Source organism: Streptomyces sp. N50 (genome assembly GCF_033335955.1).
Taxonomy (GTDB): Bacteria; Actinomycetota; Actinomycetes; order Streptomycetales; family Streptomycetaceae; genus Streptomyces.
On sequence record NZ_CP137549.1, the window covers coordinates 6,185,486 to 6,203,165 of the forward strand.

The window sequence follows — 17,680 nt, forward strand, 5'->3', positions numbered from 1 at the left end:
GAGGGCCCCCGACACCGGGGACCTGACGCAACGACAGCGACCAACAGCGAACTTCGAGGTGCGCACCTTGGCTTTCCAGATGCCGGACCGCGGCGGAGGCCCGACAGGGCCGCGGATCAGAGTGGGCCGCCCGTCCCGGCGCGTCCGGACTTTGCTCATGACACTGGGCGTCCTTGCCGTACTCGGCATGGCGTTCACGATGTTCGCGGGCTTCTGGACGGACTGGCTCTGGTACCGGTCGGTGCATTACTCGTCCGTGTTCACCACCACCCTCTCGACGAAGATCGGGCTCTTCTTCGTCTTCGGCCTCCTGATGGCGGCCGCGGTCGGCGTGAACATCTGGCTGGCGCACCGCCTGCGCCCGCCGCTCAGCGCGATGTCGATGGAGCAGCAGAGCCTCGACCGCTACCGGATGGGCATCGCGCCGTACAAGAAGTGGCTGCTTCTGGCCATCACGGCTCTCGTCGGGCTGATCGCGGGCGCCTCGGCGTCCAGTCAGTGGCGGGTCTGGCTGATGTGGGTCAACGGCGTGCCCTTCCACCAGAAGGACCCGCAGTTCGGCCTCGACGTGTCCTTCTACGCGTTCGACCTGCCCTGGTACCGCTTCCTGCTCGGCTTCGGCTTCGCCGCCGCGATCCTCTCGCTGCTCGCCGCCGCGCTGACGCACTACCTGTACGGCGGCCTGCGTATCACCAGCCCGGGCGCGCGCGCGACGGCCGCGGCCACCGGACATCTGTCGGTGCTGCTCGGTATCTTCGTCGCGCTCAAGGCGGTGGCCTACTGGCTCGACCGGTACGGACTCGCGGTCAAATCCAGCGACTTCAAGGCGACCGGTGACTGGACGGGCCTGAGGTACGTCGACGCGAACGCGTATCTGCCGGCCAAGACGATCCTGTTCTGCATCGCGGTCATCTGCGCGCTGCTGTTCTTCGCCACCCTGTGGCGGCGCACCTGGCAGCTGCCCGTCATCGGCTTCGGCCTGATGGTGCTCTCCGCGATCCTCATCGGCGGCCTGTACCCGGCGATCGTCCAGAAGTTCACGGTCCAGCCGAACGAGCAGGCCAAGGAAGCCCCGTACGTCCAGAAGAACCTCAAGGCGACGCGCGAGGCCTACGGCATCGACGACACCAAGGTCACGGAGTACTCGGGGACCAGCACCACCAAGGACAAGACCAAGCTGCGCTCCGACGTCGACTCCACGGCGAGCATCCGCATCGTCGACCCGAATGTCGTGTCGCCCACCTTCCAGCAGCTCCAGCAGATCAGGAACTACTACGCGTTCCCGACCAACCTGGATGTCGACCGCTACAGCAAGGACGGCAAGGACCAGGACACGGTCATCGGGTTGCGTGAGCTGAACCTCAATGGCATCCCGAAGAACAACTGGATCAACGACCACTTCCGCTACACGCACGGCTACGGCGTGGTGGCCGCCAAGGGCACCGAGGTCGACTCCGAGGGCCGCCCGGTCTTCACCGAATCCGATCTGCCGTCCACGGGTGACCTCGGCAAGTACGAGCAGCAGATCTACTACGGCGAGAAGACCACCACGTACTCGATCGTCGGCGGTCCCCAGAAGGAGATCGACTACTCCGACGACAGCGGCGAGAAGACCACCAGCTACACCGGCAAGAGCGGGGTCAACCTCTCCAACCCGCTCAACCGGGCCGCGTACGCGGTGGCGTTCAACGAGCCGCAGATCCTGTACTCCGGTGCCATCGGCGAGGGTTCGCGGATCCTGTACAACCGCACGCCCAAGGAGCGCGTCGAGGCGGTGGCGCCCTGGCTGACCATCGACGGTGACGCCTATCCGGCGGTCGTGGACGGCCGTATCCAGTGGATCGTCGACGCGTACACGACGAGCAACGGATACCCGTACGCCTCACGTACGACCCTCGGGGACACCACGGCGGACTCGCTGACGGCGACGAACAACAACCGCGCGGTGGTGGCCCAGCAGAACCAGGTCAACTACATCCGCAACTCGGTGAAGGCGACCGTCGACGCGTACACCGGTGCCGTCAAGCTCTACCAGTGGGACACCGAGGACCCGGTCCTGAAGACCTGGATGAAGGCGTTCCCGAACACGGTCGAGCCCAAGAAGGACATCTCGTCCTCGCTGATGGCCCATCTCCGGTACCCGCAGGACCTGTTCAAGGTCCAGCGCGAACTCCTCACCCGCTACCACGTGACGGACGCGCAGACGTTCCTCAGCGGCAGCGAGGTGTGGCAGGTCCCGAACGACCCGACGAACCAGTCCAACAGTGCGGTGCCGCCGTACTACTTGAGCATGAAGATGCCGGACCAGTCCGCGCAGGCCTTCTCGTTGACGACGACGTTCACACCGAACGGCAGAGACAACCTCAGCGCCTTCATGGCCGTCGACTCCGAGGCGGGCACCCCGGACTACGGCAAGATCAGAATCCTGAAGCTGCCGACCAGTACGACCGTCGGCGGACCTAAACAGGTGCAGAGCGCCTTCAACTCCCAACAGGACATCGCCGAATCCATCAAGCTGCTCAAGGGCGGCGACTCCGACATCGAGTACGGCAACCTGCTGACGGTGCCGCTCGACGGGGGACTGCTGTACGTGGAGCCCGTCTACGTACGCGGTGGTGGGCTCAAGTACCCGCTCCTGCGCAAGGTGTTGGTGGCCTACGGGAACAAGACCGCCTTCGAGGACACCCTGGACGAGGGGTTGAACAAGGTCTTCGGCGCGGAGAGCACCACGACTCCGCCACCGGACGAGACCACCACTCCACCGACGTCCAGCAACCCCACGGTCCAGGCCGCGTTGACCGACGCCCAGAAGGCCTTCGACGCCGGGCAACAGGCGTTGAAGAAGGGCGACTGGGAGGCGTACGGGCAGGCGCAGAAGGATCTCCAGTCCGCGCTGCAGCGGGCCGAGGACGCGCAGGCCGCGGCCGACAAGAGCAAGAGCAAGACCGGCAGCGGTAGTAGCAGTAGCAAGAGCAGCAGTAGTCCGAGTCCCAGTCCGAGCGGTAGTACCAGCAGCGGATAGGGAAAAGCCCCACCTCACGCCGTGGTACGGTTGCAACACAACGGCGCGGGGTGGAGCAGCTCGGTAGCTCGCTGGGCTCATAACCCAGAGGTCGCAGGTTCAAATCCTGTCCCCGCTACTGATCGCGAAGGCCCGGATCCTCTAAGGATCCGGGCCTTCGCGCTGTGCGAACGCATGTGCCGACGAGGGTGACGGCCGTGCCGCCGGGGCGAGTTGGTGGAACCGTGTTTGTGTTGTCTCTCTGTGGGCATGTCGACAAAACGCTGTAGAGACCTCACTGGCTGCGGTATACCAGGTGTACCCAGGTTGCAGGTGGTGCGACGATGGACGTTATGGGGGACAAGGCAACTCTGTTGGATACAGGGCGTTTTGTGCAGCCTTCCGACCGGGACGAGACCGGTGACGGGGAGGCTGTCGACGAGGCACGCACACGGCTCGCCGCAGAGGCCGGCGACGTCGAGGCGACGAGTGTCCTCGGAGCGATGCTGCTGCGCCGCGGTGATCTCGACGGAGCCGAGCCCCTGCTGCGTGCCGCCACCGCCGAGGGCGACCGGGCCGCGGCCAACAACCTCGGCGTCCTGCTGCACCAGCGCGGATACACCGACGACGCCGCCGGGTGGTGGCGGATCGCCGCCGTGGCCGGGTCCGCGGCCGCCGCGCACGCGCTCGGCCGGTACCACCGCGAGCGCGGTGACGAGCCCGCCGCCGAGTACTGGCTGCGGCAGTCCGCCGAGCAGGGGCATGCGCTGGGTGCCTACGCGCTCGCCGATCTGCTGGAGCATCGCGGGGATGCCGCGGCCGAGCGGTGGATGCGGTCCGCCGCGGAGCGCGGGCACCGCGAGGCCGCGTACCGGCTGGCGCGGGCGCTTGATCGGCAGGCGCCGCATGAGGACGAGTACGAGGGTGGGGCTGACAACGGTGTCGGGTCGGCGCCCGGAGCTGTGGCTGCCCCCGGGGATCCCGGCAACGAGGCCGAGCAGTGGTACCGGCAGGCCGCCGCGCGTGGGCATCAGCGGGCCGCGCTGCAGCTCGGGGCGATCCTGGAGAAGCGGGGCGAGCTCAAGGAGGCCGGGCGCTGGTATCTGACGTCGGCGAAGGACGGAGAGGCGCGGGCCGCCTGCGCGCTCGGGTTCCTGCTGCGCGACGCCGGCGACACCGAGAGCGCCGCCGTGTGGTGGCTCCGGGCCGCCCAGGACGGTGACGGCAACGCGGCCAACGCGCTGGGCGCGCTGCACGCCGAGCGCGGTGAGACGCAGACCGCAGAGCGGTGGTACCGGGCCGCGATGGACGCGGGGGATGTGAACGGCGCGTACAACCTCGGGTTGCTGTGCGCGGAGCAGGCGCGTAACGCGCAGGCCGAGCAGTGGTACCGGCGGGCTGCCTACGCCGGGCACCGGGAGGCCGCCAACGCGCTGGCCGTGCTGTTGCTTCAGGGCGGCGACGCGACCGGGGCCGAGCCGTGGTTCTCCAAGGCCGCCGAGGCCGGGAGCGTGGACGCCGCGTTCAACCTCGGGATTCTCTTCGCTGGGCGGGGCGAGGAAGGTGTTGCGCTGCCCTGGTACGAGCGGGCCGCTGCTGCCGGGCATACGGAAGCGGCGTTGCAGGTCGGGATCGCTCGGCTTCGGGATGGCGATGAGCGGGAGGCTGAGCGGCATCTGCGGTGTGCGGCCGGTGGGGGGAGTGCGGAGGCCGCGTACCGGCTGGCCTCTGTGCTTGATGCTCGGCGGCCGCCTGCGCCCGCGCATGAGCTGGGTGAGCAGGTGCATGAGAAGACCGAGTGTGAGGAGTGGTACGAGCGGGCGGCTTCTCAGGGGCATCGGCGTGCGCAGGTTCGGGTCGGGATGCTGGCCGCTGCGCGGGGCGATGTCGTCGAGGCGGCTCGGTGGTACCGGGAGGCTGCCGAGGCCGGGTCTCGTAACGGGGCTTTCAATCTTGGGCTGTTGCTTGCTCGGGAGGGGAGTGAGCCTGAGGCTGCTGTGTGGTGGGCTCGGGCCGCTGATGCGGGGCATGGGCGGGCTGCGTTGCGGTTGGCGCTGGTGTACGCGCGTCGGGGGGAGTTGGCGGAGGGGCAGCGGTGGGCTGATCGGGCGGTGACGCTGGGGCCTCGGGAGGTTTCTGAGCGGGCGGCTCGGTTGCGGGATGCGTTGCGGCAGGAGCTGACGGCGTAGTTTTTCGCCCCCGCCGCCCCTACCCGTCCCATCCCTGGGGGCTGCGCCCCCAGACCCCCGCTTCGGCCTGGACGGCCTCGTCCTCAAACGCCGGACGGGCTGAGTGAAGCCGGCCTGCGCTGAAAAGTGGGGGCCGGATGGGGTGGATGGAGTCGGCCTGGGGCGGCAGGTGAGTGCTGGACGGGCTGGATGTGGCTGACCTGGGTTGATAAGCGATTTGCTTCTGTCCGGTCGTCTGACGTAGCGTTGCAATCACAACGGCGCGGGGTGGAGCAGCTCGGTAGCTCGCTGGGCTCATAACCCAGAGGTCGCAGGTTCAAATCCTGTCCCCGCTACTAAGGCCGAGGGCCGGAATCCAGAAATGGGTTCCGGCCCTCGGTGTTTCTACGGCTGGTGGCCCACCGCCTCCTCGTAGAGGGAGCGGTCGACCGTTCGGGACTCCGGGAGTGGGGCGCCCTTTGAGACGCCCGCCGCCTTGTACGCAGACTGGAGCCGGGTCGTCGTCCCCGCGCGGATCTCCCAGTCCATCGTGAGCGACGGGGTCGACTTGAGGACCGTCTCGTCCGTCTTCAGGAGTCTGGCGAGGTAGGCGACGAAGGACGGGTCCGCCTTGTAGTCGCCGCCGAAGTACGTGTTCACCGTGCGGATGTACGCGCGGAGGAGGGCCACGCCGGCGTCCACGTCGTCGTTCAGGAGGCTGGGGCCGTAGAGCATGCCGCCCAGGGGCTCGCCCAGCGGTTGGCCGCCGAGGAAGGCGTACTGGGGGTTGTCGTCGACCTTGCGCCAGACCGGGTCCAGGAGCCAGGCCGAGTCGACGCCGCCGTTCTGGAGGGCGGTGAGGACGTCGGCCGAGCCGAGTTGCTGGTACTGGATCTTGTCGAGGCCGCCGCCGTGGGTCGCCAGGGCCTTTTCCATGGGGTACGCGATCACCGAGCCCTTGCCGATCATCGTGCCCATCCTGCGGCCCGCCATCCGGACGTCCGCCGCCGCCTCGCGCTTCTTCAGCTTCACCCACAGGCCGCTCTTCGACTTGGGGTCGGGTGAGAAGGTGCCGGCGACCCACTTGATGTCGAAGCCGCCCTTGACGCCGTTCATGACGGCCGCCTCCGGGGCCGCCCACATCGCGTCTATGTCCCCCTTGGCCAGCAGTGGCAGCGCGTCGGGGGTCGGGAGGACCTTGAGCGTGACGTCCAGGCCCTCCTTCTTGAACTCGCCCTTGTCCACGGCGAGTTCGAGCGGGGCTACGTACTCCGCGCTCAGCGTTCCCGTCGCGATCGTCAACTTCCTTGTTCTGGGGAGGGGTTGGGGGGGCGAGGGGCTCGCAGCGGGCCGGGACGCGGGCGGGGGAGAGGTCCGCCGGGTCCGTCCAGGACGATCCGGCGCAGCCGTCCACCGGTGTGACCGTGCGGGTGTGCGCGGTCGCCGTGCCCGAAGTCCCGGAATCCTCCCCGTACTTGGACGAGCAGGCAGCCGACGTCAGCAAGGTCGCCACGACGACCGCAACACCGTACGCACGCCTTCTCACGACTGGCCCCGTCCTCGGTCCCTCGGTGCCCACGGTGTGAGCAACCGGCCTGCCACCCGCACCAGTTCGGAGAAGACGACCCCCAGGACCGCCACGCACACGATGCCCACGAACATCACGTCGTTCTCGAACAGCGCGCGGGAGTCGAAGATCAGGTGGCCCAGGCCGTTCGTCGCCGCGATCTGTTCCGAGGCGACGATCACCAAGGCCGCGACGCCGGCCGCAATCCGCGCGCCCACCAGAACCGACGGGAGGGAGGCGGGGAGGAGGACGTGGCGGAACATCTGCCATGGCGTGGCGCCGAAGACCTGGCCCGCGTCCCGGTGGCCGGAGGGGATCGCCACCACCGCCGACATCGTCGAGATCCAGACGAAGAAGAAGACCGTGGTTGCCACCAGGGCTACCTGCGGGCCCTCTCCCAGGCCGAACATGTTCAGGAAGACGGGGAGCAGGGCCAGTTTCGGTACCACGTACAGGGCGTCCAGCAGGGGTTCCAGTGCCGCCCGGATCAGGGGCAGGGAGCCCATCAGCAGGCCCAGGGCGTAGCCCGTCGCCGTGCCGACCGCGTAGCCGCCCAGGACGCGTCTGGTGGTGGCCCAGACGTCCGGCCAGAGGTCGCCCGCCGCGGCCCTGGACCAGCCGTCGGAGAGGATCGTGGACGGGGAGGGGTAGACGCGGGGGTCTATCCAGCCCTGGGCGGCGGCCAGTTGCCACCAGAGGAGCAGGGTCAGGGGGACGGTCACCGCGAGGGTGAGTTCCAGGGCGCGTCGGCGGCGGTGGGTGCGTACGGGGTGGAGTTCGTGGGGGCCGGGGCGGCGGACCAGGACCGACTCCTGGCGGCCGGGGGTGATGGTGGTCATGCCGGGACCGCCTCCTTCCGCAGCAGCTCCCACAACTCGCTTTTCAGGGCGGTGAATTCGGGGGTGTCGCGGATGTCGCCGGTGCGTGGGCGGGGGAACGGCGGGCGGTGCTCGGCGATGATCCTGCCGGGGCGGGCGGACATCACCAGGACACGGTCACCGAGCACCAGCGCCTCCTCCAGGCTGTGCGTGATGAACAGGGTGGTGGTGTGCAACGTCTGGGTGAGACCGAGGAGTTCGTCCTGGAGGATCGTGCGGAGCTGCGCGTCCAGGGCGGCTGGGGGTCCCCCCGCGCCCGTTCAGGGCAGTGGGGGAGGCTCGTCCATCAGCAGGAGTTCGGGTTCTACGGCCAGTGCGCGGGCGATGGCCACCCGCTGGCGCATGCCGCCCGAGAGGGTCGCGGGGTAGGCGTGCGCGAAGTCGGCGAGGCCCAGGCGGGTCAGCCACTCGGTGGCGCGGGCGTTCGCCTCGCGGCGCGGGACGCGCTGGATGTCCAGGCCGAAGCGGACGTTCGCCCTGACCGACTTCGAGTCGTAGATGCCGTAGTCCTGGAAGATCATGGCCGCCGGGCGGGGGGACTGTGTGCGGATCTCCAGGGTGCCTGTGGTGGGGCGCAGCAGGCCTGCGGCTATGCGGAGGAGGGTGGACTTGCCGCAGCCGGACGGGCCCACCAGACAGACGAACTCGCCCGGGGTGACGGTGAGTTCGAGGGGGCCGAGGGCGTCCACCTGGTGGGGCGCGCGGCCGAAGGTGCGGGTCAGTTGGGTGGCGTGGAGTTTTGGGTGCGGGTCTCCCACGGTTGCTCCTTGCGGAGGGCGGTACGTCTGTCGGTGCGGGTGGGGGGTGCCGCACGACGATATGACGGACCGTCAGATTCGGGAAGCCCGTACGCGGCACAAAGCCCCGGCGTCCGTGGCGAACGGATGCCGGGGCCGGTGAAGGGAGTTGCTAGGCGCTCGCGCAGTTCGGGCACAGCCCGCGGTATGTCACCTCTACGTCCGAGACCGTGAAGCCGAAGCGCTCCGAGTCGGGGAGGTCGGCCAGCGGGTTGCCGTCCGGGTGGACGTCGCGGATCTGGCCGCACTGGGCGCAGACCAGGTGGTGGTGCGGGCGGTGCGCGTTCGGGTCGTAGCGCTTGGCTCGCTTGTCGGTGGAGACTTCGAGGACCTCGCCGAGCGAGACCAGCTCGCCCAGCGTGTTGTAGACCGTCGCCCGGGAGATCTCGGGGAGCTTGGTCACGGCGCGGGAGTGGACCTCGTCGGCGGTCAGGTGGACGTGGTCGCCGTCGAGCACTTCGGCCACGACGCGTCGCTGTGCGGTCATCCGCCATCCGCGTCCGCGCAGCCGCTCCAGAAGGTCACTCATGCAGGCCAGCTTAACAGCAGGCTGACCAGTTCCCGAATAGGTGTGACTTTGGAAGGGGGCTTGATTTGGACTTGGTCCAACCGCTCGGAGCGGTCGGTCGATCGCCCGTGTCGGCCGTCAGGCCGGTACCTGCTGTCGTGCCGGTGCCCAGCAGCGGATGATGTCGCGGACCGAGACGATGCCGGCGGGCTCGCTGCGGTCGAGGACGATGAGGTGGCGGAAGCCGCCGTGGGCCATCGCGCTGGCCGCGTCCTCCAGGGTCCAGGCCGGGGTGGCGAAGACGACGTCGGTGGTGGTGTGGGCGTGGGCGCGCTCGGTGTCCGGGTTCTGGCCCCGGCCCAGGGAGTTGAGGATGTCGCGTTCGGTGAGGATGCCGATGCCGCCGGCGTCCGGATCGAGGACCACGGCCGCGCCGACGTGGCGCGAGGCCATCAGGGCGGCTGCCTGGCGGAGGGTGTGGGCGGGGCCGATGGTGAGGACCACCGTGCTCATGGCGTCGCGGACCAGCGTGGACCGCGGAGTCGATCGCGGTGTGGGTTGCGGCGTTGGATGCAGCATGGGATGAGGCCACCTCCTAGTGGAATCCGCGTGGTTCGCGGAACCCGGGCCCGTTGCTTGCCGGTCCAGGTCCGTTAGTTACCGGATTCACAAATTCACAAGTGGGGGGACTCTCAGAGTTGCAGGTAAAGCACGGGTCAACAAGAGGGCGCGTGCGGCCGATTGGGGGCGTGCGCAGGCGTCCCGTGGTGCTCAGTAGCGCTGGTTGAGATACCCCAGGAACTCGTCGTGCAGGATGCCGTTCGACGCGGCCGCGTTGCCGCTGTGCGGGCCCGGGCGGCCGTCGAGGCCCGTGAAGGTGCCGCCTGCCTCGGTGACGATGATCGCGGTGGCCGCCATGTCCCAGAGGTTGAGTTCGGGTTCGGCGCAGATGTCGACCGCGCCCTCGGCGACCATCATGTAGGGCCAGAAGTCGCCGTACGCGCGCGTGCGCCACACCTCGCGGGTCAGGTCGAGGAAGCCGCCCAGGCGGCCCTGGTCCTCCCAGCCGGTGAGCGAGGAGTACGCGAAGGAGGCGTCCGTCAGCTTCGAGACCTGGGAGACGCGCAGCCGGGACGCGGAGGACAGGCTGCGGCCGGTGTAGGCGCCGTGGCCCTTCGCGGCCCACCAGCGGCGGCCGAGCGCGGGCGCGGAGACCAGGCCGACGACCGGCTGGAAGCCGCCCTCCGCCGCCTCCATCAGGGAGATCAGCGTGGCCCAGACCGGGACGCCGCGTACGTAGTTCTTCGTGCCGTCGATCGGGTCGATCACCCAGCGGCGCGGGCCGGTGCCCTCGCTGCCGTACTCCTCGCCGATGACCGCGTCGCGCGGGCGTGCGCGCTGCAGATGACCGCGGATGACTTCCTCGGCCGCCTTGTCCGCCTCGGTGACCGGAGTCATGTCCGGCTTGGTCTCGACCTTGAGATCGAGCGCCTTGAACCGTGCGGTCGTCGCGGCGTCGGCGGCGTCCGCGAGGACGTGGGCGAGGCGCAGGTCATCGTGATAGTCGGCCATGCGTGAACCGTATCTTCAGGGGTCGCGCCGGGGCTACAGGGTCCGGTGGGCGAAACGGGAGGTGGGGGACCATCGCGTCCCTCCCCGAGCGGCACTCCTCCGTCAACTCCCGCGCGCAATGGCCGAAGTGCGCCCCCCGGCACCGCCGCGAACCCTTGACAGTGCTCCCGTGCGCGTCAAATCTGGGCGCAGAGCCGCTCGCCCCCGGGAGGCGAATGATGCCTGCAGCGCGGGAATCCCTGCTGGACGCCGCCTATACGGCGCTGGCGCGCCGGTCGTGGTCCACCGTACGGATGGTGGACGTGGCCGCCGCCGCCGGAGTGTCCCGGCAGACGCTGTACAACGAGTTCGGGAGCAAGGAGGGGCTCGCGCGGGCGCTGGTCAGAAGGGAGGCCGACGGCTATCTCGTCGGTGTCGAGCGGGCGCTCGGGAGTCACAGCGACGCCCGCGAGCGGCTGACCGCGACCGCCGAGTGGACCACGTCGGCGGCCCGCGAGAACGCGCTGGTACGGGCCATGCTCACCGGCTGCTGGAGCGAACGGCTGCCCTCGCCGACCCTGTCCGCGGTGCCGTCCTCCTCCGCCGTACCGGCACAGCGCCGGGCCGACGGGCCGCTGCCCTCACCCGGTGACTTCGTGGCCGTCGTCCGCGACCGTGCCGTGGCGGCGCTGGCCGGACCCGGGGCCGCCAAGCCGGACACCGCCGACCTGGCCCGGTCCTGCGAGCTCGTCGTACGCCTGGCGCTGTCCTGTGTGGCGGCGCCGCCGGGTGAGGGCGGGGTCGGTGAGCTGGTGCGCGGCGCGCTGACGCCGACCCATCGGATCCTGGGGGTCTGACGGGCAGGTCTAGTGCGCGGAGCCCGACAGCTGGAGGCCGATGACCCCGATGATGACGAAGCTGATCGACACGATCTTCAGGGTCGACACCAGGTCGCCGAGGAAGACCATGCCGTAGATCGCGGTGCCGGCCGCGCCGATGCCGGTCCACACGGCGTAGGCGGGGCCCACGTCGAGTTTCTTCAGGGAGAGGGTGAGCAGGCCGAAGCTGCCCAGCGCGAAGGAGCAGAAGGCGACCGTCGGCCACAGCCGCGTGAAGCCGTGGGACAGCTTCAGGCACACGGCGAACCCGGTCTCCAGAATTCCGGCCACGACAACCAGCAGCCACGCCATTGTGCTGTCCTCCCGTTTGTCCGGCTCGGTGCGATTATGCACTTACCGAACTTGAGTCCCCACAAACACGCGGTGGTCAGCCAGTGATCAGTCGCCCTCCGTCCGCTCCCGGGTGGCCAGCAGCCGCCGTAGTGAGTACAGCCGTTGCGGGTCCGCGTGACCGTCGGCCACCCACTGGTCCAGGGCGCAGTCCGGTTCGTCGTGGCTGCACGCGCGCGGGCAGTTCTCCGTGCCCGGCTCCAGATCGGGGAACGCCTTGATGACCCGGGACGGGTCCACGTGGTGCAGGCCGAAGGAACGGACGCCCGGGGTGTCGACGACCCAGCCGGAGTCGTCGGGCAGCGGGATCATGCGCGCCGAGGTCGTGGTGTGCCGGCCGCGGCCGGTGACGGCGTTGACGATGCCGGTGCTGCGCCGCCGCTCCAGCGAGACCAGCGCGTTCACGAGGGTCGTCTTGCCGACACCGGAGTGGCCGACGAACGCCGTGATCTTGCCGTCCAGTTGCTTGCGGACCCGCTCCACCGCGGTGCCGTTCTCCAACTCCTCGCGGCTCGTGACGACGTAGGGGACGCCCAACGCGCCGTACATCTCCAGGAGTTCGTCGGGGGAGGCCAGGTCCGACTTGGTCAGGACGAGCAGCGGGTCCAGGCCGCCGTCGTAGGCCGCTACCAGGCAGCGGTCGATGAGGCGGGGGCGTGGCTCGGGGTCGGCGAGGGCGGTGACGATGGCGAGCTGGTCGGCGTTGGCCACGACCACGCGTTCGTACGGGTCGTCGTCGTCGGCCGTGCGGCGCAGCACCGAGGTGCGCGGCTCGATGCGGATGATGCGGGCGAGGGTGTCCTTGTCGCCGGACAGGTCGCCGATGATGCCGACGCGGTCACCGACCACGGCCGCCTTCCGGCCGAGTTCGCGGGCCTTGACGGCCATCACGACCCGGTCCTCGACCAGGCACGTCAGGCGGCCCCGGTCGACGGTGACGACCATGCCCTCGACCGCTTCCTCGTGCTTGGGGCGGATGTTGGTGCGCGGCCGGTTGCCCTTGCGGTTCGGGCGCTGGCGGATGTCGTCCTCGTCGGTGTTCTTGCCGTAGCGACGCATGGCGTGTGTCCCCTACGCCCCGTCGCTCCCGAGCATCCCGGTCCACAGGTCGGGGAAGTCCGGGAGGGTTTTCGCGGTCGTCGCCACGTTCTCGATCTGCACGCCCTCGACCGCGAGGCCGATGATCGCGCCCGCGGTGGCCATGCGGTGGTCCTCGTAGGTGTGGAAGATCCCGCCGTGCAGGCGGCGCGGGCGGATGTGCAGACCGTCGGCGGTCTCGGTCACGTCACCGCCCAGCTCGTTGATCTCCTTGGTGAGCGCGGCGAGCCGGTCGGTCTCGTGCAGGCGGAGGTGGGAGACACCCCGCAGGGTCGAGGGGGAGTCGGCGAGGGCGGCCACGGCCGCGATGCCGGGGGTCAGCTCGCCGACCTCGCCCAGGTCCACGTCGATGCCGTGGATCGCACCCGAACCGGTGAACTCCAGCCCGTACTCGGTGAGTTCGCAGGAACCACCCATCTCGGTGAAGATCTCCCGCAGCCGGTCGCCGGGCTGGGTCGTCCGGGCCGGCCAGTCCGGTACGACGACCTTGCCGCCGGCGACGAGCGCGGCCGCGAGGAAGGGCTGGGCGTTCGACAGGTCCGGCTCGACGGTCAGGTCCCGGCCGAGCAGCGCGCCCGGGGTCACCCGCCAGACGTTGGGCTCGCCGCCCGACTCCGGGGTGTCGACCTGGGCGCCGACCGCGCGGAGCATGTCGACCGTCATCCGGATGTGCGGCATCGAGGGGAGCGAGGAGCCGGTGTGGCGGACCTCGACGCCCTGGTTGAAGCGGGGGCCGGAGAGGAGCAGGGCGCTCACGAACTGGGACGAGGAGGACGCGTCGATCTCCACCGGGCCGCCGTCCAGCGCGCCCCCGCCGTGCACCGTCAGGGGCAGCGCGCCCCGGCCGTCGTCGTCGATGCGGGCGCCGAGGACGCGGAGGGCGTCGATCACGCCGTGCAGGGGGCGTTCGTAGGAGCGGGGGTCGCCGTCGAAGCGGATGGGGCCGTCGGCCAGGGCGGCGACGGGGGGGAGGAAGCGCATGACCGTGCCCGCGTTGCCGACGTCTACCGTGGCCGGGCCGTGGAGGCCCGAGGGGATGACCCGCCAGAACTCTCCGGAGCCCTTCTCCGTGCCTACGCCCTCCTCGATGCCTACGCCCATTGCTCGGAGGGCGGCTGCCATGAGGAGGGTGTCTCGGGAGCGGAGGGGGCGGCGCAGCCAGCCCGGTTCGCTGGCGAGGGAGGCTAGGACTAGGGCGCGGTTGGTTACCGACTTGGACCCGGGTACGTGGACCGTCGCGTCGACGGCTCCGCGGGCGTGGGGGGCGGGCCAGAGGGCGGTTTGGTCGTTGTTCGGGGCCATAAGGTCACTGTATAAGGAGGCCGTCTTTCGGGTGCCGCGCCGTTGGGGCTGGTCGCGCAGTTCCCCGCGCCCCTGGACGCCTGCCCCTTCGGGGCGCGTCATAGTTCCAGCAGCCACCTGCCGCCGCCTATCAGCGAGCACAGGGACACCAGGTGGAACAGGAAGAACCACAGACCCGCCGGTACGTGCGTCAAGCGCGCGAGTTGGTCCGCGTCCGAGTCGCCCGCGCCGCCCCTTGCCCTCTTCGCCTGGAGCTCGAAGGCCGGGCGTACGCCGCCCAGCAACAGGAACCACACCACCGCGTACGCGAACGCCGCCTGCACCTGGGGGCCCGTCAGCCAGGAGACGAGGAGGAAGGCCGCTCCGCTGAGGATGACCGTGAGGGCGCCGTAGGCGTTGCGGATCATCACCAGCATGGCTATCAGGAGCACGGTCGACAGCCACAGGAGGAGCGTGATGTGGCCGGCGCCCAGGAGGGCCGCGCCGCCGAGGCCCAGGAGCGGGGGAGCGGTGTAGCCGGCCGCCGCCGTGAGGATCATGCCCAGGCCGTGCGGCTTGCCTCGGCTGACGGTGAGGCCGCTGGTGTCGGAGTGGAGGCGGATGCCGGTGAGGGTGCGGCCGGTGAGCAGGGCCACCAGGCCGTGGCCGCCTTCGTGGGCGATGGTGATGGCGTTGCGGGAGAGACGCCACAGGCGGTGCGGGACGACCACGGCCAGCGCGGCGACCATGGTGGCGATGACCACCCACAGATCGGGGTCGGGCTGACTGCCGAAGACCTCGTCCCAGAGGGCGCTGAACGAGGTGATTGCGGTGCTGTCCATTGGTGGCGGAGGCTCCCGTGGTGGTCGTCGAATCTGGCAGTCTGGCACGTATGTGCGGACGGTATGCAGCGAGTCGTGGGCCCGAGGATCTCGCAGGAGTCTTTGAGATCGAGAAATGGGAGCCCGAGGAGGTTCTGGCCCCCGACTACAACGTGGCCCCGACCAAAGAGGTCTATGCAGTCCTCGACCGTCCACTTAAAGACGCGGACAGTCCTGAGCCGGTTCGCCAGCTGCGCAAGCTCAAGTGGGGACTCGTGCCGAGCTGGTCGAAGACGCCCGAGGGCGGGGCGCGGATGATCAACGCGCGGGCCGAGACCGTGCACGAGAAGCCGTCGTACCGTCGCGCCTTCTCCACCCGGCGCTGCATCATCCCCGCCGACGGCTACTACGAGTGGGTCACAGCCAAGGACGAGCGGGAGCTGGAGGTGGAGGGCAAGAAGAAGCGGCAGCGCAAGCAGCCGTACTTCGTGCTGCCCGCCGACGGTTCGGTCTTCGCGATGGCCGGGCTGTACGAGTTCTGGCGGGACCGGACCCTGCCCGACGATCATCCGCTGGCCTGGTGGGTCACCTGCTCGGTGATCACCACCGAGGCGGAGACGACCCCGCTGGCGGTGCCCCCGGCCGAGGGGCCGCACGCGCTGGCCGACATCCACCCCCGGATGCCGCTGATGCTCACCCCGGACCGCTGGGACTCCTGGCTCGACCCCGCCCGCACCGACCCGGACGACCTGCGCGAGCTGCTCGCCCCGCCGCCCGCCGGGCTGATGCGCGCGTACCCGGTGTCGACGGCCGTCAGCAACGTCCGCAACAACGGACCGGAGCTGCTGAAGGAGCTGGAGGGGCCCGAGGAGGGCACACTCTTCTAGCGTGAGCGAGATCATTTCCAGCGAGACCGTCGAGACCGACGCGGGGACCGCCCGCATCACCTGGCACACGGCCGAGAAGGCGCGGCTCGTCCTTGCCGTCAGCCACGGTGCCGGGGGTGGCATCGAGGCGCGGGATCTGCAAGCCCTCGCTGCCGTGCTCCCTGAGCACCGCGTCACCGTCGCGCTGGTCGAGCAGCCCTGGCGGGTCGCCGGGAAGAAGGTGGCGCCCGCGCCCAAGACGCTCGACGTGGGGTGGCGGGGGATCTGGCCGGCCGTCGCGAAGCCCGGCCTGCCGGTGATCTCCGGGGGCCGCAGCGCCGGAGCCCGCGTGGCCTGTCGTACGGCTGCGGAGCTGGGCGCGGCCGCCGTCCTCGCCCTGAGCTTCCCGCTGCATCCGCCGGGCAAGCCCGAGAAGTCCCGGGCCGGTGAACTGCTCGGGGCCGGGGTGCCCACGCTCGTCGTGCAGGGCGGGAACGATCCCTTCGGGAAACCGGCTGAGTTCCCGGAGGGGGACTTCGGGCTGGTCGAGGTGCCGTACGGCGATCATGGGTTCGCGGTGCCGAAGCGGGCGGAGATCGGGCAGGACGAGGCGCTGGAGATCATCACGGGGCGCGTGGTGGAGTGGACTCGAACACTCGGGTGAGGGGCGGGAATGCGGGGGCCCCTACCACTGTTGTGGCGGACATAGAGAGTCGTAGAAAGGAAGTCCGCCGCATGGGTTCGACCTTCTGCCCGGCCCGTAGCAGCCGCTCCGACCTGGACTGGTCGGTGCTGCACGCGACCAAGGCCACCCCTATTGGGGCGGCGGGCGGACCGGATCGTCGTCTATCCTCCGATTCTGGTGGCATCGGCTTCGAGGCCACCCGGAATCTTGAGGAGGTGGGTCCGGTTCCCGGTACCGACGCAGGGACCGAACACGGCCAGGCGGAGCAGCCCGAGGGCCAGGGCACGAGCGAGGTCACAGCGGAATCGACCTCGGAGCGCAGTGCGCGCTTCGAGCGGGACGCGCTCGAATACCTCGACCAGATGTACTCGGCCGCGCTGCGCATGACGCGAAACCCGGCCGACGCCGAGGACCTGGTGCAGGAGACGTACGCGAAGGCGTACGCGTCCTTCCACCAGTTCCGTGAGGGCACCAACCTCAAGGCGTGGCTCTACCGGATTCTCACCAACACGTTCATCAACTCGTACCGCAAGAAGCAGCGTGAACCCCAGCGCTCCGCGGCCGAGGAGATCGAGGACTGGCAGCTCGCGCGCGCCGAGTCGCACATGTCGACCGGTCTGCGCTCCGCCGAGTCGCAGGCGCTCGACCACCTGCCCGACTCGGACGTGAAGGAAGCGCTCCAGGCGATCCCCGAGGAATTCCGCATCGCCGTCTATCTCGCGGACGTCGAGGGCTTTGCGTACAAGGAGATCGCGGACATCATGGGGACACCCATCGGAACGGTGATGTCCCGGCTGCACCGCGGCCGTCGTCAACTGCGCGGCATGCTCGAGGACTACGCGCGTGACCGCGGACTGGTCCCGGCCGGCGCCGGAGAGTCGAACGAAGCGAAAGGCTCGGGCTCATGAGCTGCGGAGAGCCGCACGAAACGGACTGCAGTGAGGTCCTCGACCATCTCTACGAGTTCCTCGACAGCGAGATGCCGGACGTCGACCGCGCCAAGTTCAAGCAGCACTTCACGGAGTGCTCGCCGTGCCTGGAGAAGTACGGGCTCGAAGAGGCCGTGAAGAAGCTGGTCAAGCGGTGCTGCGGGCAGGACGACGTGCCGACCGACCTGCGGGCCAAGGTCCTGGGGCGGCTCGATCTGATCCGTTCCGGGCAGGCCGTGCCCGAGCACGACCTGACGGCCGCCCCCCAGGAGTCCTGACCGTTTCCCGGTCGTTTCCTGAA

Annotated in this window: 15 protein-coding genes, 2 tRNA genes and 2 pseudogenes; 9 read left to right on the plus strand and 10 right to left on the minus strand. The window is 69.6% G+C overall.

Annotated elements, in window-relative coordinates; translation table 11 throughout:
- Positions 1 to 79 precede the first annotated feature (79 nt).
- From R2B38_RS27995 to R2B38_RS28010, 4 genes are all read left to right on the plus strand, one after another.
- Complete coding sequence (locus tag R2B38_RS27995) at positions 80 to 3,022, plus strand: UPF0182 family protein (RefSeq protein ID WP_318021804.1); 2,943 nt, start codon at positions 80 to 82, stop codon at positions 3,020 to 3,022.
- Positions 3,023 to 3,066: 44 nt separating this feature from the next.
- Positions 3,067 to 3,140, plus strand: a tRNA-Met gene (locus R2B38_RS28000).
- Positions 3,141 to 3,345: 205 nt separating this feature from the next.
- Positions 3,346 to 5,190 carry a tetratricopeptide repeat protein gene (locus R2B38_RS28005; protein WP_318018720.1) on the plus strand — a complete coding sequence of 615 codons (1,845 nt, stop codon included), beginning with the start codon at positions 3,346 to 3,348 and terminating at the stop codon, positions 5,188 to 5,190.
- Between the two features lie 261 nt (positions 5,191 to 5,451).
- Positions 5,452 to 5,525, plus strand: a tRNA-Met gene (locus R2B38_RS28010).
- A 49-nt stretch (positions 5,526 to 5,574) separates the two neighbouring features.
- On the opposite strand, the pseudogene R2B38_RS28015 reads toward R2B38_RS28010, so the two are convergent.
- From R2B38_RS28015 to hisN, 6 genes and pseudogenes are all read right to left on the minus strand, one after another.
- Positions 5,575 to 6,715 (minus strand): annotated as a pseudogene (locus R2B38_RS28015) (ABC transporter substrate-binding protein).
- Complete coding sequence (locus R2B38_RS28020; RefSeq protein WP_318018721.1) at positions 6,712 to 7,575, minus strand: ABC transporter permease; 864 nt, start codon at positions 7,573 to 7,575, stop codon at positions 6,712 to 6,714. The pseudogene R2B38_RS28015 and the gene R2B38_RS28020 overlap by 4 nt, the downstream one beginning before the upstream one ends.
- Positions 7,572 to 8,372, minus strand: a pseudogene (locus R2B38_RS28025) (ABC transporter ATP-binding protein). The gene R2B38_RS28020 and the pseudogene R2B38_RS28025 overlap by 4 nt, the downstream one beginning before the upstream one ends.
- A 151-nt stretch (positions 8,373 to 8,523) precedes the next feature.
- Complete coding sequence (locus R2B38_RS28030; protein ID WP_033282053.1) at positions 8,524 to 8,940, minus strand: Fur family transcriptional regulator; 417 nt, start codon at positions 8,938 to 8,940, stop codon at positions 8,524 to 8,526.
- A gap of 117 nt (positions 8,941 to 9,057) precedes the next feature.
- Entirely contained in the window at positions 9,058 to 9,432 is a 375-nt protein-coding gene (locus R2B38_RS28035; protein WP_033282054.1) for a cyclic nucleotide-binding/CBS domain-containing protein, read from the minus strand.
- Between the two features lie 258 nt (positions 9,433 to 9,690).
- Positions 9,691 to 10,491 carry a histidinol-phosphatase gene (gene hisN / locus R2B38_RS28040; protein WP_033282055.1) on the minus strand — a complete coding sequence of 267 codons (801 nt, stop codon included), beginning with the start codon at positions 10,489 to 10,491 and terminating at the stop codon, positions 9,691 to 9,693.
- A gap of 215 nt (positions 10,492 to 10,706) precedes the next feature.
- Between hisN and R2B38_RS28045 the strand changes: the two genes are divergently transcribed.
- Positions 10,707 to 11,327, plus strand: coding sequence for a TetR/AcrR family transcriptional regulator (locus R2B38_RS28045; protein WP_033282056.1), 621 nt, complete (start codon positions 10,707 to 10,709; stop codon positions 11,325 to 11,327).
- 9 nt (positions 11,328 to 11,336) lie between these two features.
- Here R2B38_RS28045 and R2B38_RS28050 read toward each other — a convergent pair whose 3' ends face one another.
- The 4 genes from R2B38_RS28050 to R2B38_RS28065 all read right to left on the minus strand — a co-directional run bounded on the left by R2B38_RS28050 (position 11,337) and on the right by R2B38_RS28065 (position 14,920).
- Positions 11,337 to 11,660, minus strand: coding sequence for a DMT family transporter (locus R2B38_RS28050; protein WP_033282057.1), 324 nt, complete (start codon positions 11,658 to 11,660; stop codon positions 11,337 to 11,339).
- Between the two features lie 87 nt (positions 11,661 to 11,747).
- Positions 11,748 to 12,758, minus strand: coding sequence for a ribosome small subunit-dependent GTPase A (rsgA, locus tag R2B38_RS28055; RefSeq protein WP_318018722.1), 1,011 nt, complete (start codon positions 12,756 to 12,758; stop codon positions 11,748 to 11,750).
- 12 nt (positions 12,759 to 12,770) lie between these two features.
- Positions 12,771 to 14,099: a 3-phosphoshikimate 1-carboxyvinyltransferase gene (gene aroA / locus R2B38_RS28060; protein ID WP_318018723.1), complete on the minus strand. Its 1,329-nt coding sequence runs from the start codon at positions 14,097 to 14,099 to the stop codon at positions 12,771 to 12,773.
- Positions 14,100 to 14,197: 98 nt separating this feature from the next.
- Positions 14,198 to 14,920, minus strand: a complete 723-nt coding sequence (locus tag R2B38_RS28065; RefSeq protein WP_318018724.1) for a M50 family metallopeptidase — start codon at positions 14,918 to 14,920, stop codon at positions 14,198 to 14,200.
- A gap of 50 nt (positions 14,921 to 14,970) precedes the next feature.
- Here R2B38_RS28065 and R2B38_RS28070 point away from each other — a divergent pair, with 50 nt between their 5' ends.
- From R2B38_RS28070 to rsrA, 4 genes are all read left to right on the plus strand, one after another.
- Complete coding sequence (locus tag R2B38_RS28070) at positions 14,971 to 15,786, plus strand: SOS response-associated peptidase (RefSeq protein WP_318018725.1); 816 nt, start codon at positions 14,971 to 14,973, stop codon at positions 15,784 to 15,786.
- Between the two features lie 10 nt (positions 15,787 to 15,796).
- Positions 15,797 to 16,429 carry an alpha/beta family hydrolase gene (locus R2B38_RS28075; RefSeq protein ID WP_411978587.1) on the plus strand — a complete coding sequence of 211 codons (633 nt, stop codon included), beginning with the start codon at positions 15,797 to 15,799 and terminating at the stop codon, positions 16,427 to 16,429.
- 236 nt (positions 16,430 to 16,665) lie between these two features.
- Positions 16,666 to 17,358: an RNA polymerase sigma factor SigR gene (gene sigR / locus R2B38_RS28080; RefSeq protein ID WP_318021806.1), complete on the plus strand. Its 693-nt coding sequence runs from the start codon at positions 16,666 to 16,668 to the stop codon at positions 17,356 to 17,358.
- Positions 17,355 to 17,657, plus strand: coding sequence for a mycothiol system anti-sigma-R factor (gene rsrA / locus R2B38_RS28085; protein ID WP_033282062.1), 303 nt, complete (start codon positions 17,355 to 17,357; stop codon positions 17,655 to 17,657). The genes sigR and rsrA overlap by 4 nt, the downstream gene beginning before the upstream one ends.
- The last annotated feature ends 23 nt before the right edge of the window (positions 17,658 to 17,680 follow it).